Annotated in this window: 13 protein-coding genes; 3 read left to right on the forward strand and 10 right to left on the reverse strand. The window is 65.1% G+C overall.

Features of this window, described 5'->3' with window-relative positions; genetic code table 11:
• From IVB45_RS02790 to IVB45_RS02820, 7 genes are all read right to left on the reverse strand, one after another.
• Nucleotides 1–3,510 (reverse strand): PAS domain-containing hybrid sensor histidine kinase/response regulator, encoded by a 3,510-nt coding sequence (locus IVB45_RS02790; protein WP_247362941.1) that lies wholly within the window; start codon nt 3,508–3,510, stop codon nt 1–3.
• Nucleotides 3,511–3,654: 144 nt separating this feature from the next.
• Entirely contained in the window at nt 3,655–4,884 is a 1,230-nt protein-coding gene (hemA, locus tag IVB45_RS02795; protein ID WP_247362940.1) for a 5-aminolevulinate synthase, read from the reverse strand.
• 201 nt (nt 4,885–5,085) lie between these two features.
• The gene (locus IVB45_RS02800; RefSeq protein ID WP_247362939.1) at nt 5,086–6,147 is read right to left on the reverse strand and encodes an MBL fold metallo-hydrolase; all 1,062 of its coding nucleotides are present in this window, start codon (nt 6,145–6,147) and stop codon (nt 5,086–5,088) included.
• Nucleotides 6,148–6,241: 94 nt separating this feature from the next.
• Nucleotides 6,242–8,395, reverse strand: coding sequence for a methyl-accepting chemotaxis protein (locus IVB45_RS02805; protein ID WP_247362938.1), 2,154 nt, complete (start codon nt 8,393–8,395; stop codon nt 6,242–6,244).
• Between the two features lie 165 nt (nt 8,396–8,560).
• The gene (locus IVB45_RS02810; RefSeq protein ID WP_027570056.1) at nt 8,561–9,286 is read right to left on the reverse strand and encodes an outer membrane beta-barrel protein; all 726 of its coding nucleotides are present in this window, start codon (nt 9,284–9,286) and stop codon (nt 8,561–8,563) included.
• A 223-nt stretch (nt 9,287–9,509) separates the two neighbouring features.
• Entirely contained in the window at nt 9,510–9,830 is a 321-nt protein-coding gene (locus IVB45_RS02815; protein WP_247362937.1) for a hypothetical protein, read from the reverse strand.
• Between the two features lie 84 nt (nt 9,831–9,914).
• Nucleotides 9,915–10,319 carry a Rid family hydrolase gene (locus IVB45_RS02820; RefSeq protein WP_247362936.1) on the reverse strand — a complete coding sequence of 135 codons (405 nt, stop codon included), beginning with the start codon at nt 10,317–10,319 and terminating at the stop codon, nt 9,915–9,917.
• 115 nt (nt 10,320–10,434) lie between these two features.
• Here IVB45_RS02820 and IVB45_RS02825 point away from each other — a divergent pair, with 115 nt between their 5' ends.
• Nucleotides 10,435–11,202 carry a helix-turn-helix transcriptional regulator gene (locus IVB45_RS02825; RefSeq protein ID WP_247362935.1) on the forward strand — a complete coding sequence of 256 codons (768 nt, stop codon included), beginning with the start codon at nt 10,435–10,437 and terminating at the stop codon, nt 11,200–11,202.
• A 42-nt stretch (nt 11,203–11,244) separates the two neighbouring features.
• On the forward strand, nt 11,245–11,535 hold the full coding sequence (locus IVB45_RS02830; RefSeq protein ID WP_247362933.1) for a hypothetical protein: 291 nt from the start codon (nt 11,245–11,247) through the stop codon (nt 11,533–11,535).
• Nucleotides 11,536–11,668: 133 nt separating this feature from the next.
• On the opposite strand, the gene IVB45_RS02835 is transcribed toward IVB45_RS02830, so the two are convergent.
• Together IVB45_RS02835 and IVB45_RS02840 are read right to left on the reverse strand one after the other, a co-directional pair.
• Nucleotides 11,669–11,878 carry a hypothetical protein gene (locus IVB45_RS02835; RefSeq protein ID WP_027570060.1) on the reverse strand — a complete coding sequence of 70 codons (210 nt, stop codon included), beginning with the start codon at nt 11,876–11,878 and terminating at the stop codon, nt 11,669–11,671.
• On the reverse strand, nt 11,875–12,039 hold the full coding sequence (locus tag IVB45_RS02840; RefSeq protein ID WP_247362932.1) for a hypothetical protein: 165 nt from the start codon (nt 12,037–12,039) through the stop codon (nt 11,875–11,877). The genes IVB45_RS02835 and IVB45_RS02840 overlap by 4 nt, the downstream gene beginning before the upstream one ends.
• 343 nt (nt 12,040–12,382) lie before the next feature.
• Between IVB45_RS02840 and IVB45_RS02845 the strand changes: the two genes are divergently transcribed.
• Complete coding sequence (locus IVB45_RS02845; protein ID WP_247362931.1) at nt 12,383–12,652, forward strand: hypothetical protein; 270 nt, start codon at nt 12,383–12,385, stop codon at nt 12,650–12,652.
• 18 nt (nt 12,653–12,670) lie between these two features.
• On the opposite strand, the gene IVB45_RS02850 is transcribed toward IVB45_RS02845, so the two are convergent.
• Nucleotides 12,671–14,290: an ABC transporter ATP-binding protein gene (locus tag IVB45_RS02850; RefSeq protein WP_247362930.1), complete on the reverse strand. Its 1,620-nt coding sequence runs from the start codon at nt 14,288–14,290 to the stop codon at nt 12,671–12,673.
• Nucleotide 14,291 lies beyond the last annotated feature (1 nt).

Raw genomic sequence — 14,291 nt, forward strand, 5'->3', positions numbered from 1 at the left:
TCACTCCGCCGCCACCATCTGCTGCGTGCGCCACTGGCCGAGCAGGGCGCGGAGCGAAGCCGGCTTGACCGGCTTGTTGAGCACCGCGACCTTTTCGTCGCGCGCCGCCATTTGCACGGCGGGGCTGCGGTCGGCGGTGATGAGGATCGCGGGAATGCCGTCACCGAAGCGGCGGCGGATGTCGCGGATCGCGGCGATGCCGTTGCCGCGGTCGAGATGGTAGTCGACCAGCAGGCCGGTCACGCGGCGGCCGGCAGTTTCGATCGCGGCGATCGCGCCCTCGGGATCGGCGACCGCGATCACTTCGGCGTCCCACGCCTTCAGTAGTGTGCGCATGCCGTCGAGGATCGCGGCGTCGTTCTCGATGCAGACGATCAGGGTCCCCGAGATCGAGGTGCGTGCGAGCGGCGTTGCGCTGGTCACGGCCGCGGTGTGGGTGATCGCCTTCGCCGTCGGCACCGTCACGGAAAAAACCGAGCCGCCGCCGACATTGGAATCGATGGCGATGCCGTGCTTGAGCACGCGCGCCAACCGCTCGACGATCGACAGGCCAAGGCCGAGGCCGCGGGCGATCCGCGCGCCCTGCTCGAGGCGGTGGAATTCCTTGAAGATCTCGCCGCGCTTGACCGTCGGGATGCCGACGCCGGTGTCGTAGACGCAGATCTTGAGCGAGGCGCCATGGCGGCGGCAGCCGACCAGGACGCGCCCGCGCGGGGTATATTTGATCGCGTTGGAGATCAGGTTCTGGAGCAGCCGTCGCAGCAGGAGACGATCCGACTCGACGGGCAGCGAGCACGGCACGAAGACGAGCGCCAGATTCTTGGCGCGTGCGATCGGAGCGAACTCGATCTCCAGCGAGCGCATCAGATCGGCCATCTTGAAGCTCGAGATCGAGGTCGTCATCGCGCCGGCGTCGAGCCTGGAGATGTCGAGCAGCGCGCCGAGGATCTCCTCGATCGCCTGAAGCGATTCGTCGATGTTCTCGACCAGCCGTGTCTCCTCGCCGCTGTGCTGGCGCTCCACCAGGCTCGTGACATAGAGCCGCGCCGCGTTCAGCGGCTGGAGAATGTCGTGGCTGGCGGCGGCGAGAAAGCGCGTCTTGGAGATGCTGGCGTCTTCGGCCGCGCTCTTGGCCAACGCCAGCTCGGAATTCAGCCGGGTCAGCTCCTCGGTGCGGTCGCGCACCCGCTTTTCCAGTGTCGCATTGGCCCGCTCCAGCGCTTCGGCCGCCTCGAACGTGGGCGTGACGTCGGTGAAGGTGATGACGAAGCCGCCGCCGGGCATGCGGTTGGTCAAGATTTCGATCACCATGTGGCGGTCGGGCAGGCGCTCGAGATAAGGCTCGCCGTCGGTGGTGTAAGCCACCAGCCGGCGCTCCAGCATGGCCTCGCGCTCGATCGGATCGGCCGGCTCGCTCACGCCCATGAATTCCAGGATTTCACGCAACGGTGTGCCGAACTGGATGAAATGCGGGGGAACGTTGAGGAGATCGCCGAACTGCCGGTTCGAGCAGATCAGTTGCAGATCGGCATCGAACACCGCGATGCCCTGGCGCACATGGTTGAGCGCGGTCTGGAGGATCTCGCGGTTGAAGTGTAGCGCCGCATGGGAATCGTCCAGCAGTTTTAGCGCCGCCTTGGCGGAGACCGTCCGCTTGCGCAGCAGTAGCGACATCACCAGACGCGATGAGGCCGCACCGATCGAGGAGGCGATCAGGTGCTCGGCGTGCTGCAGCAGCTCGAAATCGGCGGGCGCCCCGGACTCCAGCCGCACATTGCGCCGCGCGGAGAATGCCTCGAAGGAATGCCGCGCCCGGTCAGGCCCGAGATATTGCGCCACCGTGGTCTGGATGTCCTGCACCGTGACGGTGGTGCGCCAGCGCCGGAAGCTCGGGGAGATCGGCGCGAGCGTGTTGGGGACGAACAGATCGGCTTGCACCAGCTCGATCGAAGACGGCCGGCGCGCCAGCGACAGCAGCACATAGGTGAGGATGTTGAGCGACAGCGACCAGACCACGCCGTGCATCAGCGGCGGCAAATCGGCGCCGAACAGCGCCTGCGGCCGCAGCGCCTCGATCCCGAACGGGCCGTGCTGGAGCAGCAGGATGCCCGCCGTCGAGGTATCCATGAAGCTCGGGATGAACAGCGTGTAGAGCCACACCGCAAAGCCGACCAGCATGCCGCCGATCGCGCCGCGCGCGGTCGCTCGCCGCCACAGCAATCCGCCGAAGAAGCTTGGTGCAAGCTGGGCGATGGCGGCAAAAGACAGGAGCCCGATCGCCGCGAGCTGGGTGTTGCCGAGCGCGCGGTAGTAGAAATAGGCCATCACCATGATGGCGAAGATCGCGAGCCGGCGCGAGCGCAGCAGGAAGTCGCTGAAATCGGCGCCGCCGGTGCGCCCCTCGGGCCGTCGTTGCAGCACCAGGGGCACCACGAGATCGTTCGAGACCATGATGGAGAGCGCGACGCATTCGACGATCACCATCGCGGTCGCCGCCGACAGCCCGCCGACGAAGACGGCGACGCTGAGCAGATCCGCGCCGCCCTCCATCGGCAGCGCCAGCACGTACATGTCAGGATCGGCGGCGCCGAACGGGAAGCTGACGAGGCCGGCGAACGCGATCGGGATCACGAACAGATTGATGGCGACGAGATAGAGCGGAAACAGCCAGCGCGCGCGGCCGACCTCGGCGTCCGAGGAATTCTCCACCACGCTGACGTGGAACTGGCGCGGCAGCAGCATGATCGCGCACAGCGACAGCAGCGTCATGGTCAGGAAGTTGCCGATCGACGGCGCATAGTTGATGACGCGCACCGCCTCCGGTGTCTTCATCGCGCGCTCGATCAGTTCGTGCGGCGAGAACATCCAGAACGTGACAAAGATGCCCGCGGCGAGGAAGGCGACGAGCTTGATGATGGATTCGGTTGCGACCGCCAGCATCAGGCCGTGCTGGTGCTCGGTGGCGTCCGTCTGCCGCGTGCCGAACAGCACTGCGAAGGCCGCCATCGCCAGCGTCACCATCAGCGCCACGTCGCCGACGATCGGGATGTGGGAGAAGGCCTGGTCTTCGCTCAGGATGGTTTCGAGCGAGGAGGCGACCGCCTTGAGCTGGAGTGCGATGTAGGGCACCGAGCCGATGATCGCGATCAGCGCGACGGTTGCCGCCACCGCCTGGCTCTTGCCGTAGCGCGCGCCGATGAAGTCGGCGATCGAGGTGATGTTGTGGGCTTTCGCGAGCTGGATCACGCGGCGGAGAACGCCGGCCCCTAACCCGATCATCAGGATCGGGCCGACATAGATCGCGAGGAAGTCGGTGGAGGTGCGGGTGGCGAAGCCGACCGAGCCGAAGAAGGTCCAGGAGGTGCAGTAGATCGCCAGCGACAGCGGATAGATCAGCCCCGAGGCGCGGCCGCGCCCGGCCGGCGAGCGGCGGTCGCCATGGCTCGCCACCAGGAACAGAAAGCCGATATAGCCGAAGGCGGCGGCGATCACGCCCCAATCGTGCAGCATGGCGAGCGTGCTTCTCCCGGGGCGCGCTGGCCGCGCCCGATCTCATTTTCCCTGTAAATCTAGCGCGTTGGACGGCCGCAGGCGACAGCGAAATGCCGTGCGGGTGCGGGAACTGGGGTTGTCGTTAAGCAGGACGACCCGGAGCTACTCCGCCGCCAGCGACTTCTCGCGCAGCGGCAGACCCAGGCGGTCCCACACCTGCAGCAGGGCTTCGGCGAGCTGATCGATCAGGCCGTCGTCGTGATAGGGCGAGGGCGTGATGCGCAGGCGTTCGGAGCCCTTGGCGACCGTCGGATAGTTGATCGGCTGGATGTAGATGCCGTGCTGCTCGAGCAGGAGGTCGGAGGCCTGCTTGCACTTCTCGGCATCGCCGATGAACAGCGGGACGATGTGGGTGTCGCTCGACATCACCGGCAGGCCGGCCGCGTTGAGGATCGCCTTGACCCGGGCGGCGCGATCCTGGTGACGCTCGCGCTCCCAGCTCGACGTCTTCAGATGCTTGATCGCGGCGGTCGCGGCGGAGCAGATCGCCGGCGGCAGCGCGGTGGTGAAGATGAAGCCCGGCGCATAGGAGCGCACCGCGTCGATGATCTGACCGTTGGCGGCGATGTAGCCGCCGAGGCAGCCGAACGCCTTGGCGAGCGTGCCCTCGAGAATGTCGATGCGATGCATCACGCCGTCGCGCTCGGCGATGCCGCCGCCGCGCGGGCCGTACATGCCGACGGCATGGACCTCGTCGACATAGGTCATTGCGCCGTACTTCTCGGCGAGGTCGCAAATCCTGGCGAGCGGGGCGATGTCGCCGTCCATCGAGTAGAGGCTCTCGCAGGCGATCAGCTTGGGCCGGCTCGGGCCCGCAGCCTGCAACAGCGCTTCGAGATCGGCGAGGTCGTTGTGGCGGAACACGACCCGCTCGCAGCCGGACTGGCGGATGCCCTCGATCATCGAATTGTGGTTGAGCTCGTCCGACAGGATCAGGCAGTTCGGGATCAGCTTCGCGATGGTCGCGATGCCGGTCTGGTTCGAGACGTAGCCGGACGTGAAGAGCAGCGAGGCTTCCTTGCCGTGGAGATCGGCGAGCTCGGCCTCGAGCTGCACCAGCGGATGATGCGTGCCGGCGATGTTGCGGGTGCCGCCGGCGCCGGTGCCGACGCGGGTCGCGGTCTCGACCATTGCGCCCACCACCTTCGGGTGCTGGCCCATGCCGAGATAATCATTGGAGCACCAGATCACGACGTCGCGCTTGCCCTTCGGCGAGTGCCAGAGCGCATGCGGGAACCGGCCGGCAATGCGCTCGAGATCGGCGAACACGCGGTAGCGCCGCTCGGTGTGGAGACGATCAAGGGCGGAATTGAAGAACTGGGCGTAATCCATCGTCAAACCTGCAGCGGAACCGACCAAAGACCCGCATATCCTTAGAGCTTTTCCAGCTCCAATGTCTATGCGCTATCCCACATTTGGACCTGCGGGGCATTTGGGCAAAATGCCCTATCGTGCGATTTGAAACTTGATCCGGATCAAGTTCGCGCGAGATGCAATGGTGCTCTGCACCATCCGGTGAATTGAGCGCAGCCTTCAGGTCGTCCTGAACTGCAACACGCCGTCTTTCATCTCCGCCGTCAGCCGGCCTTCCACGATCATGTAGTTGACGTGGGCGACCAGTTCGCCGGCGGCGAAGCCCATCTGGTGTTCGTCCAGCACGTGCTTGTTAAACACCACGGGCACCAGGGCGCGCGAGGTCTGCGGCACCTCGCGGCAGGCTTCCGCGATCAGGCGGCAGCGCTCCTCGTGGTGATCGGCGAGCTGCTTGATGCGGGTCTTCAGGCCGTAGAACGGCACGCCGTGGCCGGGCAGCACCAGCACGTCATAGGGGAGAGTCGTCGTAAGGCTGGCGAGCGAGGCCAGATATTCGCCCAGTGAGTTCTGATCGGGTTCGACCGCCCACACGCTGACGTTCGGCGAGATCTTGCTCAGCACCTGGTCGGCCGAGAGGAACAGCTTGTCGTCGGCGCAATACAGCATCACCTGGTCGAGCGCGTGACCGCCGCCGGTGATCACCTTGAAGCGGCGCGTGCCGATCACGACGTCCTCGCCATGCGAGATGCGGCGGTAGGACGGGGGCAGCACCGAGACGCGCTTGAGGTAGTCCTGGCCGCGGCCGAGCAGTTTTTCGGTGAGCGACTCGTCCATGCCGTGGCGGCGGAAGAACAGCCGCTGCGCTTCCTGCCGCTCCTCGGTGCCGCGGTTCTGGTGATAGACCGATTGCAGATATTCGACCTGCGACATCACCAGCGGGCAGTTGAACCGCTCGACGATCCACCCGGCCAGACCGACATGATCGGGATGGGAATGGGTCACGATCAGGCGCGTGATGTTGACGCCCCTCAGCGGCCCGTCGAACAGCTTCGTCCAGGCTTCGATCGTCTCCTCATTGCCGAAGCCGGCATCGATCATGGCATAGCCGTCACCGTCGGCGAGCAGGTAGATGTTCACATGGTTGAGCCGGAACGGCAGCTTCAGCCGCGCCCACAACACACCGGGCTTCACCTCGACGACCTGTTCGGGGCCGGGATGCTGTTCCCAGGGATAGCGCAGGGCGTCGGCGGAGGACTGCACGGTGTCGGTCTTTGCGTTCATGCTACCGACTTAAACCCGCCGCCCCCGCCGCGCCAGCCGAAAAAGGACGCTGGCGGGGTCCGCATAGCGGTCATTCCGGGTTACGGAACGGCGCCTACGCCGCCCGCATGTTGTTGAGGAACGCGTCGATCTCTCCGCGCAGCATGTCGGCCTCGCGGCGGAGCGCGTCGGAGGCGCCGAGCACTTCGTTCGCCGCTGCGCCGGCTTCCGCCGAAGCCGTGGAGACGCCGACGATGTTGCTGGAAACCTCGCTGGTGCCGCCAGCGGCATGCTGGATGTTGCGGGCGATCTCGCGGGTCGCCGCGCCCTGTTCCTCGACCGCGGCGGCGATCGTCGTGGTGACGTCGTTGATCTCGCCGATGATCCGGCCGATGCCCTGGATGGCGCCGACGGCCGAAGTCGTCACTGACTGCATGCTGGCGATCTGGCTGCGGATCTCCTCCGTCGCCTTGGCAGTCTGGCTCGCGAGGCTCTTCACCTCGGAGGCGACCACCGCGAAGCCACGACCGGCTTCGCCCGCGCGCGCCGCCTCGATGGTGGCGTTGAGCGCCAGCAGATTGGTCTGCGAGGCAATGGTCTGGATCAGGTCGACCACCACGCTGATGCGGCTCGCGCTGTCGGCGAGGCTCTGCACCGTGGCATCGGTCGCGCCGGCTTCGTCGACCGCCTTCCTGGCGATCGCGGCCGAGGTCACGACCTGCTTGCTGATCTCCTCGATCGAGGACGAGAGCTGCTCGGTGCCTGATGATACGGTCTGCACGTTGACCGAGGTCTCTTCGGCTGCGGAGGCAACCGCGTTCACCAGCGCATTGGACTGGTCTGCCGTGTTCGACATGCTCTGCGCGGTCGATTGCATCGAATTGGCTGACTGCGCGAGATTGTCGAGTGCGGTGCGGACCGCGCCCTCGAATTCTGCAATCTTCGCTTCCATCTGCGCCGCACGCTCGGCCTTGGCGACGCGATCCCTGTCTTGCTCGCTCGCAAGCGCGCGAGCTTCGATCATGCTGTCGCGGAACACCGTCAGCGTTTCCTTCATCGCGCCGATCTCGTCGTTCTGCCGGGAGCGGACGATCTCGGTGTCGAGGTCGCCGGCCGAGAGCAACTGCATGGCGCGTTGAAGCTCGCGAATGCGGCGCAGGATGTTGCGGCCGACATAGAGCCAGACGAACAGCGCCGAGCCGACCAGCGTCAGAGCGCCGAGTGCCAGCATCGCGGTGGTCGCGAGCGAGATCTCATGCCGCGCCTGGAAGGTCGACGCGTTGGTCTCCTTCTGCACGCCCTCGACGAGCTGCTGCACGCTGATGCCGAGGCCGACATTGAGCTTGCGGGTCTCGTCCAGGATGGTCTGGCCGTAGTCGATCGCGTCGAGCTCTTTCTGGCGGATCTTGAACACGCCGGACTTGCCTTCGCCGAAGGCGAACAGCTTTTGCACGGTGTCGCGCACCGCCTGCATCGAGGCCATGTTCGGCAGGTCCTCGAGGTTCGACTTGACGCGGTCGCGCGTCGCCTTGAACTCCTTCTCGATCGCCTCCAGGGTATCGCTGTTGTTGGCCGACAGCGCCGCCATCATGTCGGCAGCCATCAGATTGCCGTTGGCGGAGATGGTCGCGACCTGGGAGACGGTGCGGGCGGCTTCGGTGGCATCGTCGGCGGAAACTTCCGCCGCGCCGAGGATCGCGTTCAGGCGCGTTTGCGCATCCAGCATGGCAGGACCGGCCGCACCGACGAAGGTGAGCTGCGCCTTGCGGAGCGCTTCATATTGCTTGTCGTGCAGTGCGCCGGTATCCAGCCGTTCGCGCGCAGCCGACACCAGGCTCTGGGTCGCCTCGTCGATGCTCTTGGCGGTGTCGCGCAACGCGGTTGCGATCTGCTTGTCGGCGCCGAGCTCGATGATCTCGCCGAGCTTGGCCATGGCGAGCTGCTGGATCTCCTGCACCTTCTTGGTGCGTTCGTTCAGCGCCTCGTCGGACGGCGACGCCAGGAGGCCCGGCCCCTGTGCCGCAAGCGTTGCGCTTTGCGATGCGAGTTGAAGGCTGGCGGAAAGGCGCGGGATGTCGCGGCCGCTCAGGTCCATCATGGTGCTGCCGAGATGGTTGAAGACGAAGCCGGCGCCGGCTGCAATCACGAGGCCCATGCCCGCGATCACCGCGAAGGCCGTGAACAGGCTGCCGCGCACGCCCCATGTCGGCATTTTGAAACGAGGCCGGATACGACCAAGCAAGCGGCCAAGGCCCAGACGGATCGCCATCGAAATTCCCCCACGCGTGATCTTTATGTTTTCGCCGCGGAGTATCCTCGGGCCAGGTTAAAAAATCGCAAGTTACTCAATCGGTTGCCTACGTTCCGCACAGCGAAAAAAGAAAGGGCCGGCAATGATGCCGGCCCTTCATCATGATAAGGTCTTGGTAACCGTTCAGTAGCGCGCGACCGCCGAGTTGGCCCAGTTGAAGCGGTAGTTGACGCCCGCCTTGATGGTGTGGTCGTCGGTGGTGAAGTTGCCGGTGCCCGCCAGCGGACCACCGGTGAAGTGCGCGTCGCCGAAATTGTAGTACTGGTACTCGGCCTTGGCCGACCAGTTCGGCGCGAACATGTATTCGAGCCCGGCGCCGACGGTGTAGCCGTTGCGGTGATCGCCCGTGATGACGAAGGCAGCCGGCACGCCGCCGACGGTCACCTTCTCGTTGTTGTCCGAATAAGCGTAGCCGCCCTTCACATAGAGCAGGCCCGGACCCCAGGTGTAGCCGACGCGGCCGGTGATCGAGCCGAGACCACGCTGGTCGTTGGTGTAGGCGACGCCGCCCGGGAACACCGCGCCGACGCTGCCGGAGAGCCAGGAATACTGGCCTTCGACGCCGACAACGAAGTTCGGGTTGAACTGCCAGTCCGCGCCGGCCTGCAGACCGCCGAGGAAACGGCCGTTGCCGTTGTTGCCGGTGGAGAGGCCGCTGAAATTGTTGTCGCTGGAGAACGCGCCGCCGACATGGCCGCCGATGTAGAAGCCGGTCCAGTTGTAGATCGGCGCGGCATAGGCGGGCGCGGGCGCCTTATAGTAATTGCGGTTACCGAGATCGGCACCGACCGCCGGCGCGGCAGCGCCCACCACGAGCAGCGCAACGGTCGCAAACAGAATCTTCTTCATCATCCAAACTCCAACACTTAGGTCCGCGGCAGGCGCGCTTTCCGCGCCGTCGTTGGTTCTGCAGATAGCTCGCTTTTGACGAAAATGCTGTCACATCCGTGGCACAGCGGCAGCCAACCTAACTTATTGGGCTGTAAATGATTTTCGTGCTTAATGGCGGCTTAAGAAGTGGTGAAGGAAGGCTTAACTCGGCGCTATCAGGGTAACTTGCGCGCGCATCTCGTTAACCAAGGCGGCGCCGCGCCTCATCGCGCATCTGTTCGCGGAATGCAGCGCGCTTTGCGGGCCGGTCTTCCTCGCGCACGTCATGACGATCGAACACGTCGAACTTCTCCAGGATCGGATAGCGCTCGCTCGCCATCGCGAGCACGCGCAGCACCTTGGTCGCCGACGGTGCCGGGCCGCTCACCTCCCAGCGCCGGATGGTGTCGGCGCCGCCCTTCTCCGGCAATCCGCAAAGCCGGGCCATGTCGGCCGCGGTGAGCTTGCGCTCGAGGACCTCCGAGAGATCGTTGCGGAGTTGCTTCAGTTCGGGACCGGTCATGTCGCCTCAATACGCGAAGTCGATGAGGTGAATGCACTAGCGCTGATTCGGGTCCATCCGAAGGCGGGCAATCCGCGCCTGACCTCATCCATGTTGCCTCGCCAGCGCGACGCAATCGACCTCGATGTCAAATGGCCCAGGCCACGACGGAACGTGCAGGAAGATGCGCGCCGGTGAACAGTCCTGGAAGTAACGGGCATAGACCTCGTTGAACGTGGCGAAATGCGCGGGATCGGGCGTACAATAGACATTGCACTTGATCACCTCCGCCAGCGACGACCCCGCCGCTTCCAGGCAGCATTTCATCTGGTCGAGCACGATCTCGGCCTGCCGCTCGAACGGTAGCGCTCTGACCTCGCCCGTTTCGGGATCGAATGGCGGCAAGCCGGATAGATAGACCAAGCCTTCGACGACGACGATGGGATAGATCGGGCCTCTGCGGCGGCGCTCCAGATAGGTCGATATCGGCTCCACGCGGATGCGTTTCATGCTGGGTCTCCGGATTGTGTCGGAGCCACGGTAGAGCGCGCTCGGCGTCCAATGGTTCGGCCGCGGCCAAACCATCACCGTTGTCGTGCCGGGACGGTCGCGATACGCTTTCTCCATGGTCGCAGCGGCAAACATGGTCGAGGTGGCGGCACTGGTCGGCGATACCGCGCGGGCCACGATGCTGGCGGCGCTGATGGGCGGGCAGGCCCTGACCGCGAGCGAACTGGCGGCGCGCGCGCGAATATCGAGGTCGACGGCAAGCGGACATCTCGGCAAGCTGGTCGGGGCGCGGCTGCTCATCGTGACGCAGAAACGTCGCAACCGCTATTACCGCATCGCGTCTCCTTTGGTGGCCAGGATGCTGGAGAGCATCAAGGCCGTTGCCGCCATCGAGGTTCCGCCGCGCCATCAGTCACGCTCGATCGCCGACGATCAACTTCGCTTTGCGCGCACCTGCTACGACCATCTGGCCGGCTATCTCGGCGTCGCCATCGCCGACGCCCTCGTCGCCAAAGCGCACGTCGTGCTCACCGATGACGGCGGAGAGTTAACGGCCTCCGGAACGCATTTCCTCTCCGCGTTCGGCGCGGTGCTGGAGCCGAAATCCGGAAGCAGGCGAATCTTCTGCCGCCCATGCCTGGACTGGAGCGAGCGTCGCTTTCACGTCGCCGGTCACGTCGGCGCAGAGATTCAACGTTGCTGCCTGGAGCGCGGCTGGCTGAGACGGGACCGCGACACGCGGATCGTGCACGTCACGCCAGCCGGGCAAATCGGTTTGAGCAAGACATTCGGCATCCATCTGAGCGGTAACGGCAACCGCTCCCCGGCACCTTCGCCCGCGCACGAAGTTATGAATGGGATACCCATGGAAATCCGCCGCTGAATGAACAAATGCCAAGGGGGCCGTAGAATGAAGTGATCAGCCATGACAAGCATCAAACCCGCCATTGCCGCCCTCGTCACCATCGGGCTGCTTGCCACGCCGTTCGCGGCTGAAGCCAAGAAGCACCGGTCAAGCCGATCTTACAGCACCGGCGTGGTGGCTCCGAATTATGGGAGCGCCGGATCGTTGGCAGCACAGCCCAGAGCCTACGGGTCCAGCGGACAGTCGGTCGGGACGGTCACGGCGCCATCGATCGGCACGTATAATTGGCCGTCCGTCGGCGTGACCAACGCAGTCCCGACCTGGAACAACACCAACCCGCCCATCCGATAGGCGCGCCTGTCCGGCGAGCCAATGCCGGTCAACCTGCGCCGGTCGCAAGGCCAGAGAAGATCAAGCGCGACCAGCAATGATCATGGCGGTGGCCCAGGCATTTCGGATCGTTCAGGGACAGCGCAGCCCGATCCTAAATTCCCCGACCGACCTGTTGGCCGATCACGCAGCGCCATCCGGCGAGGCGCTCGGCTGGATGCTGGTTCATCCATTCGGCGAGCTGTGGCGCACCCATCAGGCACGATTGCATCGAGACGTCGGCGAAGTCGGATGTGGTGACGGTTTGCTCATGACAGTTCGCTGGAGAGGCGAGGTTGCAGAGCACGGCAATGATCTTGATCACGCGAGGTTTCCTCCGTCGCTGCGACGCGCGCAGGCTCCGCTCGATCGTTCGCCTACCGGATCAGCCGGCGGGAAGATGCTGTCGTAGATCGCGCGCGCTTCCTGGATGAGGCGAATGCGCTCGCGCTCGGATTTCGAGATAAACTCAATAACCTGGCCCATGTCGGCTCCAATAGATCCTCAATCCATCATCACATGATGGAAATCATTTCATGCGGATGTGGGGTGCCGGCTTCGGCTTTGCAGCCGTGCGGGCGGTCACGAGGGATAAAAAGCCCGTGAGTATTCCGTTCCTGAAGTGGACCGGGATACCTTCAGCGATGCGCCGGTCTCACGACGCATCTGTTCGGCCGGGATCGCTTCGCAGCTTCGTGATGACGTGTTGAGCTCTGCGGTGTGAGGGCATTGCGGCACATTTTCTCGCGCGCGGAGTTGTAAGATCACTCAGTGCACGTGCGCCTGACGAACGGCATTGCGATTGAGAGACCGCCCGAAAGGATCAGCCATGACAACAACGAAACGCCCCATTGCTGCACTCATTGCTCTCGGATTGGCCGCAGCGCCACTCGCTGTCAACGCACAGACGTCGGCGACAGGTACACCAGGCAGCACGAGCGGACGCACCGGAGCGCCGGTACAGCAAGGAACTATCGGAAGTTCCGGGCAGACCGTCGGCACCGTGACGGCGCCGTCGGTCGGAACGTCCAACCAGCCCTCCGTCGGCGTAACAAACTCAGTCCCCACCTGGAACAACACGAATCCTCGAACGAAGTAGAAATCGGGATCAGCTGACTCACGCCGCCGGCGCGCGATCCTTCCGTCCAGGCACCGCCGCGAGCAGTTCGCGCGTATAGACATGCTCGGGCGCGGCGAAGAGCTCCGCGGTCGGCTTCAGCTCGACGATGACGCCGCGCTGCATCACGGCGATGCGGTCACAGATCTGGGCGGCAACGCGTAGATCGTGGGTGATAAACAGCATCGAGAGGCCGAGGCGGGCCTTGAGGTCTTCGAGCAGCCTCAGGACCTGCGCCTGCACGGAGACGTCGAGCGCCGAGACGGCCTCATCCGCGACGATGATCTCGGGCTCGAGTGCGAGCGCGCGGGCAATGCCGATGCGCTGGCGCTGGCCGCCGGAGAATTCATGCGGATAGCGCTCGAACGCGCCGGCATCGAGGCCGACCATCTTGAGGAGATCGCGGGCGCGGTCGAACGCGACTTTCGGATCGGTGCCGGCCGCGATCGGGCCGTCGACAATGATATGACCGACCTTGCGGCGCGGATTGAGCGAAGCGAACGGATCCTGGAAGATCATCTGGATGCGATGGCGCTCGGCGCGTAGCGCCTTGCCCGCGAGCTTTGTGAGATCGGTCTCGCCGATCCGCACGGTGCCGCGGTCGACCTCGATCAGCCGCATCACAAGGCGGGCCACCGACGATTTGCCGGAACCGGATTCGCCGACCAGGCCGAGCGTCTCGCCCTTGAGAATCGTGAAGTTGACTTGGCGCGCGGCATCGACGCGGCGGTCCTCGCGGAACCAGCCGCCCGAGGTGACGTAGGTCTTGTCCAGTCCGATCACCTCGAGCGCCTTGGCCTGGTCGTCGAGGGCGCTGCGGGCGGGCGGGTCCATCGAGGGCACGGCGGCGAGCAGCGCCTTGGTGTAGTCGTGCTGCGGCGCGTTGAAGACGGCCGAGGCGGGGCCTTCCTCGACCACCTTGCCGTGGCGCAACACGACGACCTGGTCGGCGATGTCGGCGACCACGCCGAAATCATGGGTGATGAACATCACCGCCATGTTGCGATTGCGCTGGAGGTTGCGGATCAGTTTCAGGATCTGCGCTTGCGTGGTGACGTCGAGCGCGGTTGTCGGCTCGTCCGCGACCAGCACCGCCGGTTCGAGCGCGAGCGCCATCGCGATCATGGCGCGCTGGCGCTGGCCGCCGGAGAGCTGGTGCGGATAGGCGCGCACGATGCGCTCGGGATCGGGGAGGCCGACCTCGCGCGCCAGCGACAGCGCCTTGGCGCGCCATTCCCTCGGCGTGAGCAGCCCGTGCGCCTCGAACATCTCCGCCATCTGGTCGCCGATCCGCATCAACGGATTGAGCGCGGTCATCGGCTCCTGAAAGATCATCGCGAGCCGGCGGCCGCGCAGATCGCGCCAGCCGTCGTCGTCGAGCTTGAGCAGGTCGCGGCCTTCGAACTGGATCTCGCCGGAGGTGACGGTGACCGTGTCAGGCAGCAGGCCCATCAGCGCATGCGCGCACATCGATTTGCCCGAGCCGGATTCGCCGACGACGCAGACGATCTTGCCCGGCCGCAGATCGAGCGAGACGCCGTCGACCGCGAACGGCCGTTCCGCGCCCTTGGGCAGCGCGATCCGCAAGTTCTTGATGGAGACGGCGGGCGGTGCGGTCATG

Source organism: Bradyrhizobium sp. 4, assembly GCF_023100905.1.
Lineage (GTDB): Bacteria > Pseudomonadota > Alphaproteobacteria > Rhizobiales > Xanthobacteraceae > Bradyrhizobium.

Excerpts from the sequence above, each read along its gene's own strand:
- IVB45_RS02825 (WP_247362935.1), top strand. The coding sequence starts at position 10,435 with ATGGTCGCAGCGGCAAACATGGTCGAGGTGGCGGCACTGGTCGGCGAT.
- IVB45_RS02830 (WP_247362933.1), top strand. The coding sequence starts at position 11,245 with ATGACAAGCATCAAACCCGCCATTGCCGCCCTCGTCACCATCGGGCTG.
- IVB45_RS02790 (WP_247362941.1), bottom strand. The coding sequence starts at position 3,510 with ATGCTGCACGATTGGGGCGTGATCGCCGCCGCCTTCGGCTATATCGGC.
- IVB45_RS02800 (WP_247362939.1), bottom strand. The coding sequence starts at position 6,147 with ATGAACGCAAAGACCGACACCGTGCAGTCCTCCGCCGACGCCCTGCGC.
- IVB45_RS02820 (WP_247362936.1), bottom strand. The coding sequence starts at position 10,319 with ATGAAACGCATCCGCGTGGAGCCGATATCGACCTATCTGGAGCGCCGC.
- IVB45_RS02810 (WP_027570056.1), bottom strand. The coding sequence starts at position 9,286 with ATGAAGAAGATTCTGTTTGCGACCGTTGCGCTGCTCGTGGTGGGCGCT.
- IVB45_RS02850 (WP_247362930.1), bottom strand. The coding sequence starts at position 14,290 with ATGACCGCACCGCCCGCCGTCTCCATCAAGAACTTGCGGATCGCGCTG.
- IVB45_RS02815 (WP_247362937.1), bottom strand. The coding sequence starts at position 9,830 with ATGACCGGTCCCGAACTGAAGCAACTCCGCAACGATCTCTCGGAGGTC.
- hemA (WP_247362940.1), bottom strand. The coding sequence starts at position 4,884 with ATGGATTACGCCCAGTTCTTCAATTCCGCCCTTGATCGTCTCCACACC.
- IVB45_RS02840 (WP_247362932.1), bottom strand. The coding sequence starts at position 12,039 with ATGGGCCAGGTTATTGAGTTTATCTCGAAATCCGAGCGCGAGCGCATT.
- IVB45_RS02805 (WP_247362938.1), bottom strand. The coding sequence starts at position 8,395 with ATGGCGATCCGTCTGGGCCTTGGCCGCTTGCTTGGTCGTATCCGGCCT.
- IVB45_RS02845 (WP_247362931.1), top strand. The coding sequence starts at position 12,383 with ATGACAACAACGAAACGCCCCATTGCTGCACTCATTGCTCTCGGATTG.